This window comes from Campylobacter sp. IFREMER_LSEM_CL2256 (assembly GCF_025771645.1).
Taxonomy (GTDB): domain Bacteria; phylum Campylobacterota; class Campylobacteria; order Campylobacterales; family Campylobacteraceae; genus Campylobacter_D.
The window spans coordinates 87602-106006 of sequence record NZ_JAKMQQ010000002.1 but is presented as its reverse complement, the minus strand read 5'-3'; the positions used below and the strand labels follow the sequence as shown (position 1 = coordinate 106006).

Here is an 18405-nt window from a genome sequence, read left to right as displayed (position 1 = left end):
ATGCAAGGGTATATTTTACACACTCAGAGTGTAAAAGATGAGGATTTAATCGTTTATCTTTTAAGTACTAAAAAAGTTATTAAAAGTTATAGATTTTATGGCATGCGTCATTCTAATATACTAAGTGGGTATAAGATTGATTTTGAGCTTGAAGAAAGTTCGAGATTTTTACCACGTTTAAAAGATGTTTTACATATTGGTTTTTCTTGGATTTTAGATAGAGAGAGAATGTTTTTTTGGCAGGAATTTATTAGACTTTTTTATTGGCATTTAAAAGATGTTGAGGAAATTGATAGTTTTTATTTTGAGCTTTTAGAAGATTGTGCTAAGCGTTTTGAAAAGCAAGATTGCAAACGTGTTATAGTGGATGCTTATTTAAAAATTTTAGATTTTGAAGGGCGTTTGCATAAAAGTTTTGTATGTTTTTATTGTGATGAGTATATTCAAAAAAATGTTGTACTAGTAAGAGCTTTTTTGCCCGCTCATAAAAAATGTGCTTTTGGTTATGAGTTTAATGCTAAAGATCTTGTAAAATTATATAGGAGTTTTAATTCATCGCATTTTAGCGATGAATATATTGATAATTTATATAAAATTATCAAAGAGGGTTTTTAAGGGTAATATCATACATCATAATGACTTCTTGTCTTAATCTTGCAATGATATTTGCACTATCTTTGTGTATATTTTTTGTGATAGTATCTTGACTATTTTTAATATTTTCAAGCAAATTTTCAAGTTCTTTTTGAGAATTTTGTAAACAAGTTTTTATACATTTTGGTTGGGTTTGTTGTAAAACTTGCTCGAAATTTAAACTTTGATTGTTAAGCTTTGAAGCATGTGCTGCTAAATTATTCGCACTTGTTCTAATGCCACCTAATGCTTTGTAAATCCCTTTTGAATTGATATGAGCTGCCATGAACCTTCCTTGTTTTATGGTATCTCTTCATTCATATTGCTTGATAATTTACAAGCAAAAATCATTCCTTATTGAAAAATTCTTGAATATATTTTCGCATAATTTCTGCATCATTAATGCGATTAACACAATCTCTAAAATTAGAAGCATCATCATAGCCCTTAGAATACTCATGTAAGTGTTTTCTAAAGATGCTTATACCTTGTTCTTTATAATGCTTTAACATTTCTTCAAAATGTGCAAAAATGATTTTATTTTTCATAGCCTTTTCGATTTTTTTACCAGTTTTTATTTCATAAAATATCCAAGGTTTTCCTACACTTGCACGCCCTATCATCAAAGCATCACAATTTGTTATTTTAAATACTTCTTTGGCATTATCTTCGCTAATATCACCATTTGCAACTAAAGGAATTTTGATATTTTCTTTGGCTAAAGCTATGGCTTCATAATCAGCATTTCCACTATACATTTGTTTTCTAGTGCGACCATGCATACTGATAAAATCTACTCCAGCATTTTCACACGCTTTAGCGATGGCGATGGGATCTTTTTTATCAAATCCTAATCTTACTTTGACACTAGTTAGTTTTTTGTTGCTTGTTTTTTTGATAAGTTCTAAAATTCTTTGTAATTTATCAAGATCTTGTAAAAGAGCACTACCTGCGCATTGTTTTATAACCTTATTTACAGGACAACCACAATTAAAATCAATCCCATCTATAAAATCAAAACGATTTAAAATTTCTACCGCTTTGCAAATTACGCTTTCATCTGAGCCTGCAATTTGAACTATGTAAGGATTTTCAAGTTCAGCTTTTTCTAGCATTTTAAGAGTTTTTGAGCTTTCATATACTAAGGCATTAGAACTTATCATTTCACTAATAGTTACATCAGCCCCAAATTGTTTAACTAAATTTCTCAAAGGCAAGTCTGAAAAACCTGCCATAGGGGCTAAAAATAAAGGCTTTTTATTAAAATCTATCATTGTATTAATTTTTCAAGTTCTATTTTTTTATTATGTTCTCTTAAAAAGAGCAAGAGTCTAAAGTCTTTATGCTCATTTTGATCATTTCCTAATTCATTAAGCAATTCATCATACATACCAAATTCTGCCAAAGTATAAAGATAAGCTCTTAAAGCTTGAGAATAATTATCTTTTAACTTTTTAAATAAAGCAATTAATACTTGAGGTTCTATTTTTTTACAAAGTATTTTAGCACAGCGTAAATATGACTTATCATCTAAAGTATTCATACTAAGTAAAACTTCGATTTCAGCGTGATTTAATTCTAAGTTTTCTTTTTCAAATCTATCCAAAAGCAATAAAATATCATCTTGGTTTTTTTGAACTTTTAGTGTTTTAATCTGACTATAAGGCGCATTTTCTAATACCATTTTATAAGCAAAAATTTCTAGCTCACTAGCTAAGGTATCTTTGTTTTTGATAAAAGAAAAAGCATAATTGCTATCATTTTGAAAGCGATTTTTTTCATTTAAAATGAAAATTTCATTATTTGAATCTAATTTATATTTTTTTAATTCCACAAATTCTTTTTTATCTAAGTGTTCAAAAATATCAATAATTTCATCTATTTTGGGATTTTGAATTTTTTCTTTAAAACAAAGAGCTTGTGTATCTTTTGCAATGTTTTGAAATTCTTGAGTTTTGAATTTAACCCTGCTTATTTTTTTTAAAAAAATATCAATAATAAAATTTTCATAATTTTTACTATCTTTAATTAGATTTTTATATTGTAAATGTTTTAAAAAGCCATAAAAACTCATATGTGCTAAAGCTAGTATCATCAAAAGTAAAGCAGGTAAAACAACCCATAAGCTAATAGGCAAATTTAATTCAAAAGTGGAAATTGTAAAAGTATAATTTCCTAAATTTAGATTATAAACTAAGGCTGCGATGATTAGAAGATAAACTAAACTTGCAAAGAAAAATAATCTAATTTTCATAGCTCTTTCCTTTTTTCTAAATTTTCACGACAATTTATGCAATATTTTGCGTGAGGTTTAACCTTAAGTCTTTCAGGATGAATATCATCTTCACAATATTCACAAATACCATAAGTATTGTTATCTATTTTGCTTAATGAATGTTTAATTTCTTCTAGCTCAGCTTTTAAATTTTCATTGATTTTAAAGTCGATATGAGAACTATTGTCAATTTGCTGTAAATCAACTTCATCTCTAGGTTCACTATCTTGTAGATTATGGATGTTGTCTATATTACCTTGAAGTTCTTGTAAAATTTCTTTTTGTCTTTGAAGTAATATATTTTTAAATTCTTCAAGATTTAATTCTTGCATAAACGCTCCTATTTGTGATATGGGTGATTTGTATTAATGCAAAATGCACGATAAATTTGCTCTAAAAGCATAGTTTTAGCAAATTTATGCACCAAGGTCATTTTGCTAAGAGCTATACTTGTATGCATTTGTGCAATAAATTCTTGCTCAAATCCATAAGCACCGCCTATAAAAAATGTAATTTCATTTTTATCTTGCAATAATTTTGCAAATTCTACACTTGTAAATTCTTTACCCTTTTCGTCTAATGCTATGCAAAAACCTTTTTTGTAAGGACTTAGTGCATTTGTATAAGATTTTTTTGCTTCTATGGCGTTAGTATTTTGTGCTTGATTAATTTTGTTATTAAAAACACATATATCATTAAAACTACAAAATTTCTTAATAAGCTTAGTATAATGCTCATCTATCTTGCTAAATTCATCATTATTATTTTTTTGAATGCTTAAAAGATTAATTTGCATTTTTAGTTTTTAGAAAAAAATCTTAAAAAGTCTGCTATAAATTTTTTATGTTCACTTCTTACTACAATCGCATCAATCAACCCATGTTCAAGTAAAAATTCAGCCTTTTGAAAGCCTTCTGGTAAATCAGCCCCTATGGTTTGTTTGATTACCCTAGCTCCTGCAAAGCCTACTAGGGCACCAGGTTCAGCCATGATGATATCTCCAAGCCAAGCAAAAGATGCGCTTACACCACCCATAGTTGGATCAGTTAAGACTGAAATATAAGGAAGTTTTTCTTCTGCTAATAGTTTTAACGCTGCACTTGTTTTGCTCATTTGCATTAAAGAATAAGTGCTTTCTTGCATTCTAGCTCCACCACTTGCACTCACTATAACAACAGGAGTTTTTTTCTCAATAGCTCTTTCAATAGCTCTAAGAATTTTTTCACCTTCTACTGAGCCTAAGCTTCCACCCATGAAAGAAAAATCAAAAACAACTAATTGAGTTTTTATCCCATCTATGGTGCATTCTCCGCTTATTATGGCGCTTTTTCTACCTGTTTTTTCTTCATTTTCTGCTAATCTTTTTTTATACGATTTGCTATCTACAAATTTAAGCGGATCGATTGCATGTAAGTCTTTATCCATTTCCACAAAAGAGCCTTCATCGCTGAGTAATTCAATGCGTTTTAGAGGGTTTAATCTCATATGAAAATTACATTTAGGACAAACATTATAACAAGTTTCTATTTCTTTATAATACATTAACGCATGACAAGAATTACATTTTACCCAGTGATTTGGAGCTTCGCTTGGAGCGGCTTGCTTGCGTCTTATACTAGAAAAAATATCTAAAAAATTCATTATCTCTACCTAAAATAAAATTTCAAAATTATAGCAAGATTTTATTGCTTTTAAAATCTTGCACCCAACATAAACTCAAATTTGCTCAAATCGTCTTTTGAGCTAGTATTAAATGGTTTAGCAAAAACTAAATTTAAAGCACCTAGTGGGGTTAACCACTCAAAGCCAACGCCTGTGCTCCATCTTTGAATTTGACTTAAAGAACTCTCTCCTATAGCGCCATAATCAAAAAATACACTACCTCTAAGTTTGATTCTATCAAAGATTGGAAAGCTAAGTTCTACAGAATTTGCAAAAGCCACTGTACCACCTGTTTCATCACCCCATTCATTTTTAGGACTCACACTTCTTCTATCAAAACCTCTAATAGTTCCTATACCACCAAGATATAATTTTTCATTGATAGGTAAATAACCTTGATCCCATACCTTATAAAAACTTGCTTTATAACGATAAATCAAATCCCAACCTATAAACTCTTCCAAGCCTTGATAATAATTAAATTTAGTAGTAGAGCTTATAAATTCTTGATCCCCACCTAAGCCTGCATATTCAAGCGAAGTTGAGGCGATAAAACCTGATCTTGGCAAATAATAATCATCTGTATTGTTAAACACTATCGAAGGAGTGATGGAACTTTTATAAGTTTTTCCAAGTTTATATCCTTGAGCGATTAAGCGATCACTTAAATGATAAATATCACTTTGTTCAAGATTATAAGTTAAATCTATGCTTGTATATCTTCCTAAAGTTTTACCAACGCTTATGTCAAAACCATAGTTTCTCTCATCATAGCTATCCCATTCTAAACGATCTGAATATAATGATCCTCCAAGAGAATAATCACTATCATTTACTCTAGGATTTCTTAAAGATACTCTACCAGAAAGTGTATCATCACCTTTGTCTATACTCACACTTCCTTTCATACCAGAGCCTAAGATATTTGCATCAGATAATGAAGCGCTAAGTAAAATTCCATCACTAGTTCCATAGCCAATACCACCTGAAATGGCTCCAGTTGAAGCTTCCTTGACTTCTACTATCAAATCAATATGCGTATCATCTACTCTTTGTTCTTTAATATCTACATTTTCAAAATACGCAGTTCTTCTTAAGGCATTTCTTGAGTCTATTGAATCAGTTCTATTGTAAAGATTACCTTCTGTTAGGTAAAGCTCTCTACGAATAACTCTATCAACTGTTTTGGTATTGCCTGAAATTTCAACATTTCTAACATATACTTTTTCATTAGGTATGACTTTAAAAATAATCATAGCTTCATGATTTTCTTTATCTTTTTGTATATCAGGTATAACTTGTACAAAAGCATAGCCCAAATCAGCTGTTTTAGTTTCTATAGTCTTTATATCTTCTCTTAGTTTTTCTATATTAACTATTTTTCCAACACTTAATTTTAAATCATTTGCCAAAGCTTCATTTTCTTCATCACTAAAAATTGGATTAAAAATTTTAATCCCTTTGACTTTATAAACCTCACCCTCGTTGATAAAATAAGTTAAATCAGCTTGATAAGTATCTGTGTAAGTATTTAAAAAAGCAGGAGATACGCTCACATCAAGATAACCTTCTTTTAAATATACATCTGAAATTCTTGAGCTATCATTTGCTAAATCAAAGATTTTAAGCTTACCATCATTAAAGCCCCACATCCAGCCTAGGGCTTCTCTTTGTTTATTTGCTACCGCAGGTTCAATATCTGAATAGCTTAAATTTTTTGCACCACTTAAATGCACTTTTTCTATGATGATATTTTCCCCACGATTTACAACAAAAGTAAGTTTTAATGAGCTTGAATTACTTAATTTTTCATCTTTGATTTCTACAACAGTATCATAAAAACCTTTGGCTTGATAAAAAAGTTTGATTTTTTCGGCTGCATCTTTGGCTGAATTTTCATCATATAAAATTCCAGGTTTTAAGCCAACAAGGCTTTCTATTTGTTTTCTATCATTACTTGCTATACCTTGAATATCTATTTTTCCAATGGAAGGTTTTTCTACTACTTTAAAAATCAGCACCCCATTTTTTTCTTCTACTACTATGTCTTTAAAATAATTTCTATCAAAAAGATTTTTAATCGCTGTATCTATACTAGCAGGATCAATTTTTTGTCCTATTTTTAATTTAGAAATCGCAATAGCGCTTTCTTTAGAAAGTTGCGATAAGCCTTCAAATTTTATATCTTTAATCGTAGCTGCACATAAAGAACTTGAGAGTGCAAAGAAAACAAACCATTTTTTCATCAAATCTACCTAAATTTTTATATACAAAATCGTTATAATACCAAAATATTTTTAACTAATGCTTTTTAAGGAAAAATTATGAAAGTAGGTATAATCGGACTTGGCTTAATAGGTGGATCTTTGGGTCTTAGCTTAAGAGAGAATAAATTAATAGATTTAGTTTGTGGATATGATATAAACAAAGAATTTGAGCAAATCGCACTAGAGCGAAAATTAATAGATAAAATTGTTTCTTTTGAAGAATTAAAAAAATGTGATGTGATTTTTTTAGCTATTCCTGTAAGAGCTATTGTAAAAATCTTAAAAGAATTTCAAGGCATTTCTAAAGATTGTACTATCATCGAGCTTGGAAGCACAAAAGAAGAAATTATTAAAAATTTACCTTCTTATTTGAAAAGTCAATTTATCGCAGCTCATCCTATGGCAGGAACTGAAAATAGTGGTCCAAATGCAGCTATAAAAGATTTATATAAAAGTGCAGTTTGTGTTTTGTGTGATGTGCAAAATGCTGATCATATCCATCAAAAAAGGGCTATAGAAATTTTTTCAGATTTAGGAATGAAGCTTGTATTTATGGATAGTATTGCGCATGATCATCATGCTTCTATCATTTCACACTTACCGCATGTGATTAGTTTTTCTTTGGCAAATTTTGTGATGAAAGAAGAAAATAAAAAAAATATAGCTCACCTAGGAGGCCCTTCTTTTAAAGATATGTGCAGGATTGCTAAGTCAAACCCTCAAATGTGGAGTGGTATTTTTGAACAAAACAAACAAAATTTATTAAATTCTATTGATTTATTTCAAAAAGAATTACAAGAATGTAAAAAAATGATAGAAAAATGTGATATAAATGAGCTTGAGACTTGGATTAAAAGTGCAAATAAATTAAGAGAAATTCTATAAAATTTTTTATAATTTACTCTTAATTTGCTAAAGAATAATATATTTTTAAAAAAATAGATTGAAAGTGAAAATATGGTTTTTGCGCGTAAAAGATCAAATAAAAAATGGATTTTTGTAGTTTTTTTAATACTTTTAGCCTTTGTGGTGTTTGTTTTAAATACAAAGTTGTTTGAAAAAAATCCTCCGTTAATTCAAACAAAATCAGATGTAATTTATAGTAATCTAACAGATCCTATATCTATAGAAATAAGCGATGAAAGTGCTTTAAAAGATGTTAAAGTCACACTATTTAAGGCAAATGAGTTAAATGGTGAAATACTTGTTAATGAACATGTTAAAGGCAATAAAAAAAGCATTCATTTTGACTTAAAATTACCAAAACCAGCTTATAAAGAAAAAGTCGATTCTTATAAACTTGTAATAGAAGCAATTGATAGTAGTTTTTGGAATTTCTTTTTAGGAAATCAAGCGCTTAAAGAAGTGAGAGTTATCATTGATACCAAAAAACCACTTGTAGAAATTTTAGACAATTCTTACCAAATCGAACAAGGTGGAGTAGGTAGTGTGGTATTTAAAGCAAGTGATGAGAATTTACAAGAAGTTTATATCACAACCGATAAAGATAAAATTTTTAAAGCAACTCCTTATGTGAAAGAAGGATATTATGCTGCTTTGATTCCTTGGGAGGCGACTGATGAGCACTTTAGAGCTTATGTAGTGGCAGTAGATAAAGCAGGTAATGTAAACAAACAAAGAATTAGATATTATTTTACTAATAAAAAATACCGTGTATCAAATATAAAAGTAAGTGATAGATTTTTAGATGGCAAGATTGAATTTTTAGCACAAAAATATGCTCCAAAAGATAGAGAATTAAGTAGGCTTGAAAAATTTAAATTTGTGAATGAAGATTTAAGAGCTTCTAATGAAGTTATCATTCATGATATTACAAGCAAAGTTCCTGATACTATGATTAATAATTTTAAAGTTAATCTTTTCAAGCCTTTAAAAAATGGCCAAAAAGTAGCTGATTATGCTGATCATAGATTTTATTCTTATAATAATCAAGCTTTTAGTAGCTCTTATCATATGGGGCTTGATTTAGCAAGCATAAAAGAAGCACCTATTATTAGTAATAACGATGGTGAAGTGGTATTTGTACAAGAAAATGGAATTTATGGATTAAATATTATCATCTATCATGGCTTTGGTATTTATACTCTTTATGGACACTGCACTAATGTGGATGTAAATGTAGGAGATAGAGTTAGAGCAGGTGATGTTATAGGTACTACAGGCACTACAGGTTTAGCACTTGGAGATCATGTGCATTTTGGTGTTTTAGTACAAGGAGTTGAAGTGCGTCCTGAGCAATGGCAAGATGCAAAATGGATAAAAGAAAATATCTATAATGTATTAGAGTCAAGCAAAAAAAGAATTTTGAGTGAATAAAAATGAATCAAACAACAATAGCAAAAGAAGTTAAAGGTGTTGGCATAGGTTTACACAAGGGTGAGCCTATTAGTATAAAATTAGAGCCATTAGAAGCTGGCAGTGGTATAGTGTTTTATAGAAGTGATTTGGGAATTTCTTATGAAGCAAAGCCTGAAAATGTCATCGATACGCAAATGGCTACTGTAATAGGTGATCATAGAGGTTATGTTTCTACTATAGAGCATTTAATGAGTGCAATTAATGCTTATGGTATTGACAATGTACGTATAGTTTTAGATGCTAATGAAGCTCCTGTAATGGATGGTAGTAGCATAGGCTTTTGTATGATGCTTGAAGAAGCAGGCATAAAAGAGCTTGACGTGGCTAAAAAAATTTTAGTGATTAAAAAAATTGTAGAAGTAAAAGAAGGTAATAAATTTGTGCGTTTAAGTCCTACGGATATGCCTATTATAAACTATACAATCGAATTTGATAATCCTATTATAGGTAAGCAAAATTATTGTTTTGAATTTAGCAAACAAAACTACATAGAGCAAATAGCAAGAGCAAGAACCTTTGGCTTTTTAAAGGATGTTCAAGCTTTAAGAGCTATGAATTTAGGTCTTGGTGGAAGCTTAGAAAATGCTGTTGTAATTGATGATAATCGTATTTTAAACCCTGAAGGTTTGCGTTTTAAAGATGAATTTGTGCGTCATAAAATTTTAGATGCCATAGGTGATTTAACCTTGCTTGGATGTAGAGTTTTTGGAGACTATACTTCTTATGCAGGTTCGCACAAACTTAATCATCTTCTAACCAAAGAACTTTTAAAAGATCCTAGTGCTTATGAAGTGGTAAGTTTAGAAAAAAGTGCATATAAAGTTTATGAAAAGGTTTTTGCATAAAAAAGGTTACTTTACTTTTAAATGCCATAGCAAAACCTTTAATGCTTGGTATTTATGAAAATGATGTATTGATAAAAACCATTGAGAATGATTTAAAAGTTAGTGAAGTTTTGCCAAAAATACTGCAAGATTTACTTTCACAATATGAGTTTGAAAAGCTTATTTATGTACATGGACCAGGCTCTTACATGGGTATAAAAATTTCTTATGTTTCTTTTAAAACCCTAGCTATAGTTAAAAATATACCTTTAAAAGCTATTAGTGCTTTTGAGCTAAATAATAACGCTCCTATAGCTGCAAATAAACATTTATGTTTTGTAAAAAAAGATGATGATGAGATTGTTTTAGAAAAGACACAAGCGGGAAGTTTTTTTATGCCTCAAAGTTTAAAAGGTTTAAATTTCAGTAAAGAAAATACACCTTTTTATGTTTTAGATGCGATTAATTAAGGTAAAAAATGAAGATTTTAGTTCCTGCTACAAGTGCAAATTTAGGTCCTGGTTTTGATTGTTTGGGTTTGAGTTTAAAATATTTTAATCAAACCATAGTTGAAAAATCTAAATTTTTTAGCATTAGCATACACGGAGAAGGTGAAAATAATATCTATCTTAAAAAAAACAATAGTTTTGTCAATATTTTTTATGAAATTTATCAAAGACTTAGTGGTAAAAAAGATAATTTCCGCTTTGTTTTCCAAAATAATATCCCTTTAGCTAGAGGCATGGGAAGTTCTTCTGCTGTGATAGTTGGGGCTATTGCTTGTGCTTATGAATTAAGTGGGTTTAAGGCGGATAAAAATACCATTTTAAATGAAGCTTTAAAATATGAAAACCATCCAGATAACATAGCTCCAGCAGCACTTGGGGGTTTTGTGTGTGCATTAACTCATAATGAAAAAGTTCTAGCTATAAAAAAAGAAGTGGATAAAGACCTACAAGCTGTTATAACCATACCAAATGTAGCGATGAATACTCAAAAATCAAGAGCGGTTTTAGCTAAAAAAATCAACCTAGAAGATAGCATTTTTAATCTTTGCCATGCTTCATTTTTAACTGCTTGCTTTTTAGAGAAAAAATATGATTTATTAAAATATGCAAGTTTGGATAAACTTCATCAAAATCAAAGAATGAAACTTTTGCCAGAACTTTTTGAAGTGCAAAAACTAGCTTTAGATAATAATGCTCTCATGAGTGCGCTTTCAGGATCAGGTTCGAGTTTTTTTACTCTAGCTTATAAAGATGATGCTAAACAAATCAAAGAAAAAATCAAAAATAAATTTGCTAAATTTAGAGTTGAGCTTTTAGAATTTGATGATGAGGGCTTTAAAATTTGCTAAAAATTCCAAAAAAAAGATATAATTTTGAAAAATCATATACCCATTAGAATGTGCATTGTTTGCAAAGGTCGTTATGAAAAGCAAGGTTTGCAACAATTTCAAATAAAAAATTCTCAAATTATCACTAAAGTGGAATTTGGTAGGAGTTTGTATATTTGTAATTCATGTTTTGATAAAGATGAAAAAACATTGCAAAGGGCTTTTATGAGAGCTTGCAAAGGCAATTTTCATGGTAATATAAATCAGCAGGATTTAAAGGAGATATTTTTTAATGGCAGATGTAAAGATTAGCGAGATCGCTCAAGAGTTAGGATATACAAGTAAAGAAATTATAGAAAAAGCCAATGAAATGGGCTTAGAAGATATCAAATCCCCTAACAAAAAAGTATCTTCTGAAATTGCAGAGGCGATTTATCAATACGTTCAATCTGGTGAAATACTGGATGTGGTAAAAAAAGTAGCCAAACCTAAAAAAGAAAGTGCAGCAAAAAAAACTACTAAAAAAGAAGAAAGCAAAAAAGAAGAGAAAAAAACTACTACTAAAAAAGAAGGTAAAAGCCCTACTAAAGCAGTAAGTGAAAAAAAAGATGAAATAAAAAAAGAAGAAAAACAACCTGAAAATCCTATAAAAAATGAAGCATTAGAAGAGAAAAAAGAAGAAATTAAACTCGATGAGAAGCTAGGTTCTAATTTAAATTTAGCCAAAAGAAGAGGCTTGGTCATCGTTAAAAAGAAAAAAGAAGAAAGCAAAGAAACTCAAATAAACAAAGAAGAAAAACTTAGTACACAAACTACTCAAGGTTTAAGCCTTAGTATGATTTTTTCAAATTCAGATGAGAATTTAAAAAGAAAGAAAAAAGAAAAGAAAAATCATCCTGTAGCAAGCAAAAAAGAAAGCACTACTAAAATGGATCTTTTAGGAGATAAAGACTTTGCTGATATCTCTTTAGAAGATGATGATATGGTAGTTTTACCTGATTTTAGTGTAAAAGAAAACAAACCAGCACAACCAGCAAATAAAAAACAACCAAATATCTTAAAACAATCTTTAAATAATTCTATCAATCCATTTGGCGAGGGTGGTATACAAAGAAGAAGTCGTAAAAAGCCACCTAAAAAGGTAGAGAAAAAAGAAAGCGAAGCGATCACAAGTGTAAGTATACCTAAAGAAATTCGTGTGTATGAATTTGCTGAAAAACTTGGTAAAAACACCGGAGAAGTTATCTCTAAACTTTTTATGCTTGGCATGATGACGACTAAAAATGACTTTTTAGATGAGGATGCTATAGAAATTCTTGCAGCTGAATTTGGCGTGGAGATTAATATCATTGATGAGGCTGATGAGTTTGATTATGTAAAAGATTATGATGAAAATCAAACAGAAGAGAATTTAAGCCAAAGAGCTCCGGTTATCACTATTATGGGGCATGTGGATCATGGTAAGACTTCTTTGCTTGATTATATAAGAAAATCACGCATTGCAAGTGGTGAAGCAGGCGGGATCACTCAGCATGTTGGTGCTTACATGGTGGAAAAAAATGGTAGAAAAATCACTTTTATCGATACTCCAGGCCATGAGGCATTTACTGCTATGCGTGCAAGGGGAGCTAGTATAACGGATATTGTTATTATCGTAGTAGCTGCAGATGATGGGGTAAAACCACAAACTAAAGAAGCGATCAATCATGCAAAAGCAGCTAATGTGCCTATCATCATCGCTATTAATAAAATGGATAAAGAAAACGCAAATCCTGACATGGTAAAAACCCAGCTAGCAGAAATGGACATCATGCCAGTAGAATGGGGTGGAAGCCATGAGTTTGTGCCAGTTTCAGCTAAAAAGGGTGATGGTATAGAGGATTTACTTGAAATTGTATTATTACAAGCTGATATTTTAGAGCTTAAAGCAAATCCAAAAGCCCATGCTAAAGCAAGTATTATAGAATCTTCAGTGCAAAAAGGTAGAGGTCCTGTGGCTACTATCATCGTGCAAAATGGTACTTTAAGAGTGGGAAATACTGTTGTAGCAGGGGAAGCTTATGGTAAAGTGCGTGCTATGAGCGATGATCAAGGCAAAGCTTTAAAAGAAATAGGCCCAGGTGAGTGTGGGGTGATCATAGGTCTTAGTGAAGTAGCTGACGCAGGAGAAACGCTAATAGCTGTAGATAACGATAAACAAGCAAGAGAATATGCTAATAAACGCCATGAATACAACCGCCAAAAAGAACTAAGCAAATCCACTAAAGTAAGTATAGATGAGCTTGGTGCAAAAATCAAAGAAGGCAATTTAAAAGCCCTTCCTGTGATCTTAAAAGCAGATGTGCAAGGTTCACTTGAAGCGATTAAGGCGAGTTTAGAAAAACTCAAAAACGATGAGATTAAGGTTAATATCATCCATAGTGGAGTAGGTGGGATTACTCAAAGCGATATAGAGCTTGCAAGTGCTAGTGAAAACTCTATCGTTTTAGGCTTTAATATACGCCCAACTGGTGAGATCAAAGAACGCGCTAAAGATAAAGGCGTAGAGATAAAAACTTATAATGTTATTTACAATTTGCTTGATGATGTAAAAGCCTTACTAGGTGGTATGATGAGTCCTATCATCTCTGAAGAACAACTTGGTCAAGCTGAAATTCGCCAAGTGATCAATGTACCAAAACTAGGCCAAATCGCAGGTTGTATGGTGACAGAAGGTACGATCAATCGTGGTGCGAAAATCAGGCTCATTAGAGATGGGGTTGTGGTATTTGAAGGTAATGTAAGCTCGCTCAAACGCTTTAAAGATGATGTAAGAGAAGTTGCAAAAGGCTATGAATGTGGTGTAGGCATAGAAGGTTGTAATGATATGAGAGTGGGGGATTATATAGAAAGCTACAAAGAAGTTGAGGAACAAGTAAGCCTATGAACCCAGCTGAAATCAAAAAACTACGCACAGAAAGCATTTTAAAAGAGCTTATACCAGAAGCCTTAGCAAATTTAGACAACGAGGTTTTAAAAAACTTGTGTGTGGTGGATGTAGAGTGTAAAAAAGGCAGATATGATGCTTTTGTGTATTTAGATAAAATGTTTTTTAATACCCAAGAGCAAGAAATCATACTCAACCAACTTAAAAAAGCTGCCCGTGCTTTGCAAAATTACTGCATGAGTGAGCAAGGGTGGTATAGATGTCCGAATTTTCACTTTAAATTTGATGATAGATTAGAGTATCAAAATCATATGGATGCTTTATTTGAAAAAATTAAAAAGGAACAAAATGAATCTTGAAGCACTTTGTAAAGAAGCAGGGCTTAGCTTTTATGATGATGAGCTAGTAAGTGAAAATGGTAGAAAGATTTATAGAATTTATGTGCAAAAAGAAGGTGGGGTAAATCTTGATGATTGTGCTAGATTTAGCGAAATTTTATCGCCTATTTTTGATGTAGAACCACCTGTGAGTGGAGAATATTTTTTAGAAGTATCAAGCTGTGGGCTTGAAAGAAAACTTAGCAAAATCGAGCATTTTGCAAAAAGCATTAACGAGCTTGTAAAAATCACAACTAATGAAAAAGAAAAAATCGAAGCAAAAATCATAGCCGTAGATGAAGAAAATATCACTTTAGAAAATTTAGAAACTCAAGAAAAAACTACTTTAAAATTCAGCGACATAAGAAAAGCTAAAACCTTCATACAATGGTAAAAATTTAGAAATCTAAATTTTTACTTATTTTTTGTATAATTAAAGTTTAATATAAAGTAATAATAGTATAGATTTATCTTATAATATTTAGATAATAATTTTAAATCTATCAAAAATAAAGGATAATTTATGATTGATTTTTTAAATGAAGAAAAAGAAAGATTTATAAACGCTATAGATGAATTGATAAAACAAGTAGATGATTGTATTTTAAGAGATAAAAAAACGCAACGAGGTGATATTAGCAATAAAGGCAGTTCTAGCCAAAATATTAAACAAAATTTAAGTTTTATTAGTGATAAATACAACTATTCTTTCAAAATAGCAATAGGAAATTCAAATGGTTTTTTAAGTAATGATTGTTGGATAATGTTTGTTAGAAAAGACTTATTGGAAGAAAATCTTATTAATGGTAAAAAAATTACCCCTACAAAAGGAGTTCATTTATTTATAGCATATTCTGGATATTTTCAAAATAATAAACATTTGGTATTAAAATTTGGTTTTCCTAAAAGAGATATTGAGAATTCAAGATGTATAGCAGTAAATAAAATGGAGAGTGAAGGATATTTACAAAGATTTGATTTTACTTATGGTTTAGATAATAAAGATAAATTAATAAAAGATTTTTCAGAAATGATGAATTATTTTAATTCTTTAAATAAAGATGATTTCAAATCGTATGAAAATAGTAAAAAACAAGAAGAACATTTAAAAATAAAATCTGAAAATTTAGATATAAAAAATTTAAATAAAAACAAAAATCCACCTTTAAATCAAATTCTTTATGGATCTCCAGGGACAGGAAAAACTTATCGCACTATAGATAAAGCTTTGGAAATCTTGGGTGAAAATTTAGCAAATAAAGATAGAGATGAGAAAAAAGCAAAATTTGATGAATATGTAAAAAATGGACAAATAGTTTTTACTACTTTTCATCAAAGTTATGGATATGAAGAATTTGTAGAAGGTATAAAACCTCGTATAGATAGCAAAGAAAATTCTAAGGAAGTAGAATACGAAATAAAAGATGGAATTTTTAAAGAACTTTGTAAAAAAGCTTTGGATAATTACAAAGTATCTTTATTAACACAAGAAGAATTTGTAAAGAGTGAAGATTTAGAAAACAAAATAGAAATTTTTTTAGATGAATTAGTAGATCAACAAAAATTTATAGAAAAAACTCAAAGTGGTGGATTTAAATTAGAAGAATATAATGAAAAATATAGAATTATTACAGATGATACTAATGCAAATTTGTATTTAAATTTAGAAATTTTTAAAATGCTTTTGGAAAATAAAGATAAGATTATAAACGGAAGAAGCATTAAGCAAATTTTAAATAATAAACATAGAAGACAAATCGATAGTTACTATTTTCAGCTAGTTAAATTGTTTAAAGAACGAGAGCAAGATTATAAAGTAGATAATAATCCTAGTGAGAAGCCAGAATTAAAACCTTACATAATCATCATAGATGAGATTAATCGTGGTAATGTAAGTAAGATTTTTGGTGAGCTTATCACTTTGATAGAGCCTAGCAAAAGAATAGGTGCTGATGAAGAGTTAAAAGTAACTTTGCCTTATAGTAAAGATGAATTTGGAGTACCTAAGAATGTTTATATCATAGGCACTATGAATACAGCTGATAGAAGTATAACTTCACTTGACACAGCTTTGCGAAGACGCTTTGAATTTGTAGAGATGATGCCTAAACCTAATGTTTTGTCTGATAATTGCGAAGGTGTAAATTTACAAAAATTATTAGAAGCTATAAATACTCGCATAGAATATTTGCTAGATAGAGAAAAGACTATAGGACACGCATTTTTTATAGGCATTGATAGTTTAGAGAAATTAAAAAATGTTTTTCAAAATAAAATTATCCCATTATTGCAAGAGTATTTTTATAATGATTATGCATTGATTGACGCGGTTTTAAACAAAAATGGTATGTTAGAAAAACAAGATATAAATAGTGATTATTTGAAAAATATGACAGATTTTATAGAAAGTGGTAATGTTGTTTATAAATTCAGTGACAGTGAAGATTGGGTTGAAAATACTTTTATAAAAATATATGAACAATGAAAACAATCAACACCTTTTCTATCATTGAACACCAAGCTTTTTCTAAAGAAGATTTAAAAGAAATTTTCAAAGAAAAAGCTGAAATATTTTATAAAGAGCTAGAAGACTTTGCAAAAAATAATGAAAGTCTTCTAGGTTTTAAAAATAAAAACGCCTTAAAGGCTAAAAATTATGTCGGCATTATACAGACTAAAAACGGTGTTTTAGAAATCTTGCCAAAATGTACGAATTTGGATAGCTATAAAAAAGAAGATAAATCCTCAAAATACGATAAAGAAAAATTAAAAAAATGTTATAAACTAGATAATATCTTTAAAAATGATGATTTTAGCGAAGATGATCTTAAAAATGATCCTAGAAATCTTTTAATCAACATGCTAAAAACCTTAAAAAATTCTCCCTTTAAAAAATCTCAAATTTCATCTTTGCAAATTGCCAAAATGCCTTTGTTTGAAGCATTTATAACGATGTTTTTAGATGAATTTGATAGTGTGTATAAAAAAGGTTTGATGAGATCTTATGTAAGTAGTGAGGAAAATAGAACTTTTTTAAAAGGAAAATTACTATTTAATGAGCATATAAAATCAAATTTAATACACAAAGAAAGATTTTTTACAAGTAGTGATGAATTTGTTTTAGACATAGCGCCAAATCGTTTGATAAAATCAACATTAAATTTTTTAAAATCCAAAACAAGCTTGAATAAATTTAAAATCATCAAAGCTATGCAAATGCTTGATGAGGTAGAATTTTCTAAAAATTATGAAAAAGATTTTAGCTTTAAAATTTCAAGACATTTTGATTATTATGAAAATATACTTTCTTGGTGTAAGGTATTTTTACAAAATCAAAGCTTTGCTCTATATAAAGGTAAAAACGAGGCCTTTGCTTTGCTTTTTCCTATGGAAAAACTTTTTGAAAACTATGTAGCTTATATGTTTAAACTTGCTAATCCTAGTGAAAATATAAAAACTCAAAGTAGTAGAAAGTATTTAATCTCAAAAAATGATGAAAAATGTTTTATGTTAAAGCCTGATTTATATATAGAAAATAAAATGATCTTAGATACCAAATGGAAAATTCCAGATGATAGTGAAGATGAGAAAAAACATGGTATATCGCAAAGTGATTTATATCAAATGTTTGCTTATGCAAATAAATACGAGATAAAAGAAATTTATCTCATTTATCCTCTATGTGAGAGAACTTTTGACTTAAGAGAGAAATTAAAAACTAAAGAT

The 18405-nt window shown here is 29.6% G+C and carries 18 protein-coding genes and 1 pseudogene; 12 read left to right on the top strand and 7 right to left on the bottom strand.

Translation table 11 applies throughout. The features are described from left to right. On the top strand, positions 1-615 hold the full coding sequence (recO, locus tag L8U00_RS01575) for a recombination protein RecO (RefSeq protein WP_263678402.1): 615 nt from the start codon (positions 1-3) through the stop codon (positions 613-615). On the opposite strand, the gene L8U00_RS01570 is transcribed toward recO, so the two are convergent. The 7 genes from L8U00_RS01570 to bamA all read right to left on the bottom strand — a co-directional run bounded on the left by L8U00_RS01570 (position 599) and on the right by bamA (position 6816). After that, a complete protein-coding gene (locus tag L8U00_RS01570; protein ID WP_070256278.1) occupies positions 599-919 on the bottom strand; it encodes a hypothetical protein in 321 nt (106 codons plus the stop codon). The two genes, recO and L8U00_RS01570, sit on opposite strands and share 17 nt — an antisense overlap. 61 nt (positions 920-980) lie before the next feature. After that, positions 981-1907 carry a tRNA dihydrouridine synthase gene (locus L8U00_RS01565; protein ID WP_263708297.1) on the bottom strand — a complete coding sequence of 309 codons (927 nt, stop codon included), beginning with the start codon at positions 1905-1907 and terminating at the stop codon, positions 981-983. Then, entirely contained in the window at positions 1904-2887 is a 984-nt protein-coding gene (locus L8U00_RS01560; RefSeq protein WP_263708296.1) for a hypothetical protein, read from the bottom strand. The genes L8U00_RS01565 and L8U00_RS01560 overlap by 4 nt, the downstream gene beginning before the upstream one ends. Beyond that, positions 2884-3240, bottom strand: a complete 357-nt coding sequence (dksA, locus tag L8U00_RS01555) for an RNA polymerase-binding protein DksA (RefSeq protein ID WP_012660959.1) — start codon at positions 3238-3240, stop codon at positions 2884-2886. The genes L8U00_RS01560 and dksA overlap by 4 nt, the downstream gene beginning before the upstream one ends. A gap of 8 nt (positions 3241-3248) precedes the next feature. Further along, positions 3249-3704, bottom strand: coding sequence for a 23S rRNA (pseudouridine(1915)-N(3))-methyltransferase RlmH (locus L8U00_RS01550; RefSeq protein WP_263678409.1), 456 nt, complete (start codon positions 3702-3704; stop codon positions 3249-3251). A 2-nt stretch (positions 3705-3706) separates the two neighbouring features. Then, a complete protein-coding gene (gene accD, locus L8U00_RS01545; protein ID WP_263708295.1) occupies positions 3707-4549 on the bottom strand; it encodes an acetyl-CoA carboxylase, carboxyltransferase subunit beta in 843 nt (280 codons plus the stop codon). Between the two features lie 50 nt (positions 4550-4599). After that, positions 4600-6816, bottom strand: coding sequence for an outer membrane protein assembly factor BamA (gene bamA / locus L8U00_RS01540; RefSeq protein WP_263708294.1), 2217 nt, complete (start codon positions 6814-6816; stop codon positions 4600-4602). 78 nt (positions 6817-6894) lie between these two features. Between bamA and L8U00_RS01535 the strand changes: the two genes are divergently transcribed. From L8U00_RS01535 to L8U00_RS01485, 11 genes and pseudogenes are all read left to right on the top strand, one after another. Then, the gene (locus tag L8U00_RS01535; RefSeq protein ID WP_263678412.1) at positions 6895-7722 is read left to right on the top strand and encodes a prephenate dehydrogenase; all 828 of its coding nucleotides are present in this window, start codon (positions 6895-6897) and stop codon (positions 7720-7722) included. 72 nt (positions 7723-7794) lie between these two features. After that, complete coding sequence (locus tag L8U00_RS01530) at positions 7795-9174, top strand: M23 family metallopeptidase (RefSeq protein ID WP_263708293.1); 1380 nt, start codon at positions 7795-7797, stop codon at positions 9172-9174. Between the two features lie 2 nt (positions 9175-9176). Continuing rightward, complete coding sequence (gene lpxC / locus L8U00_RS01525; protein WP_263702708.1) at positions 9177-10061, top strand: UDP-3-O-acyl-N-acetylglucosamine deacetylase; 885 nt, start codon at positions 9177-9179, stop codon at positions 10059-10061. Between the two features lie 41 nt (positions 10062-10102). Further along, positions 10103-10510, top strand: a complete 408-nt coding sequence (locus L8U00_RS01520; protein ID WP_263678416.1) for a tRNA threonylcarbamoyladenosine biosynthesis protein TsaB — start codon at positions 10103-10105, stop codon at positions 10508-10510. Positions 10511-10518: 8 nt separating this feature from the next. Continuing rightward, positions 10519-11397, top strand: coding sequence for a homoserine kinase (gene thrB / locus L8U00_RS01515; protein ID WP_263708292.1), 879 nt, complete (start codon positions 10519-10521; stop codon positions 11395-11397). Between the two features lie 24 nt (positions 11398-11421). Next, complete coding sequence (locus L8U00_RS01510) at positions 11422-11688, top strand: hypothetical protein (protein WP_263708291.1); 267 nt, start codon at positions 11422-11424, stop codon at positions 11686-11688. Beyond that, positions 11669-14302: a translation initiation factor IF-2 gene (gene infB, locus L8U00_RS01505; protein WP_263708290.1), complete on the top strand. Its 2634-nt coding sequence runs from the start codon at positions 11669-11671 to the stop codon at positions 14300-14302. The genes L8U00_RS01510 and infB overlap by 20 nt, the downstream gene beginning before the upstream one ends. Beyond that, positions 14299-14661 (top strand): 30S ribosome-binding factor RbfA, encoded by a 363-nt coding sequence (gene rbfA / locus L8U00_RS01500; RefSeq protein ID WP_149061987.1) that lies wholly within the window; start codon positions 14299-14301, stop codon positions 14659-14661. Before infB ends, rbfA begins: the two co-directional genes overlap by 4 nt. Beyond that, positions 14651-15073 (top strand): ribosome maturation factor RimP, encoded by a 423-nt coding sequence (gene rimP, locus L8U00_RS01495; protein ID WP_263708289.1) that lies wholly within the window; start codon positions 14651-14653, stop codon positions 15071-15073. The genes rbfA and rimP overlap by 11 nt, the downstream gene beginning before the upstream one ends. A gap of 129 nt (positions 15074-15202) precedes the next feature. Beyond that, positions 15203-17164, top strand: a complete 1962-nt coding sequence (locus L8U00_RS01490) for an AAA family ATPase (RefSeq protein ID WP_263708288.1) — start codon at positions 15203-15205, stop codon at positions 17162-17164. Then, positions 17161-18391, top strand: a pseudogene (locus L8U00_RS01485) (McrC family protein); the annotation flags it as partial. The gene L8U00_RS01490 and the pseudogene L8U00_RS01485, both read left to right, overlap by 4 nt. Between the last annotated feature and the right edge of the window lie 14 nt (positions 18392-18405).

Excerpts from the sequence above, each read along its gene's own strand:
- recO (WP_263678402.1), top strand. The coding sequence starts at position 1 with ATGCAAGGGTATATTTTACACACTCAGAGTGTAAAAGATGAGGATTTA.
- L8U00_RS01570 (WP_070256278.1), bottom strand. The coding sequence starts at position 919 with ATGGCAGCTCATATCAATTCAAAAGGGATTTACAAAGCATTAGGTGGC.
- L8U00_RS01565 (WP_263708297.1), bottom strand. The coding sequence starts at position 1,907 with ATGATAGATTTTAATAAAAAGCCTTTATTTTTAGCCCCTATGGCAGGT.
- L8U00_RS01560 (WP_263708296.1), bottom strand. The coding sequence starts at position 2,887 with ATGAAAATTAGATTATTTTTCTTTGCAAGTTTAGTTTATCTTCTAATC.
- dksA (WP_012660959.1), bottom strand. The coding sequence starts at position 3,240 with ATGCAAGAATTAAATCTTGAAGAATTTAAAAATATATTACTTCAAAGA.
- L8U00_RS01550 (WP_263678409.1), bottom strand. The coding sequence starts at position 3,704 with ATGCAAATTAATCTTTTAAGCATTCAAAAAAATAATAATGATGAATTT.
- accD (WP_263708295.1), bottom strand. The coding sequence starts at position 4,549 with ATGAATTTTTTAGATATTTTTTCTAGTATAAGACGCAAGCAAGCCGCT.
- bamA (WP_263708294.1), bottom strand. The coding sequence starts at position 6,816 with ATGAAAAAATGGTTTGTTTTCTTTGCACTCTCAAGTTCTTTATGTGCA.
- L8U00_RS01535 (WP_263678412.1), top strand. The coding sequence starts at position 6,895 with ATGAAAGTAGGTATAATCGGACTTGGCTTAATAGGTGGATCTTTGGGT.
- L8U00_RS01530 (WP_263708293.1), top strand. The coding sequence starts at position 7,795 with ATGGTTTTTGCGCGTAAAAGATCAAATAAAAAATGGATTTTTGTAGTT.
- lpxC (WP_263702708.1), top strand. The coding sequence starts at position 9,177 with ATGAATCAAACAACAATAGCAAAAGAAGTTAAAGGTGTTGGCATAGGT.
- L8U00_RS01520 (WP_263678416.1), top strand. The coding sequence starts at position 10,103 with ATGCTTGGTATTTATGAAAATGATGTATTGATAAAAACCATTGAGAAT.
- thrB (WP_263708292.1), top strand. The coding sequence starts at position 10,519 with ATGAAGATTTTAGTTCCTGCTACAAGTGCAAATTTAGGTCCTGGTTTT.
- infB (WP_263708290.1), top strand. The coding sequence starts at position 11,669 with ATGGCAGATGTAAAGATTAGCGAGATCGCTCAAGAGTTAGGATATACA.
- rbfA (WP_149061987.1), top strand. The coding sequence starts at position 14,299 with ATGAACCCAGCTGAAATCAAAAAACTACGCACAGAAAGCATTTTAAAA.
- rimP (WP_263708289.1), top strand. The coding sequence starts at position 14,651 with ATGAATCTTGAAGCACTTTGTAAAGAAGCAGGGCTTAGCTTTTATGAT.
- L8U00_RS01490 (WP_263708288.1), top strand. The coding sequence starts at position 15,203 with ATGATTGATTTTTTAAATGAAGAAAAAGAAAGATTTATAAACGCTATA.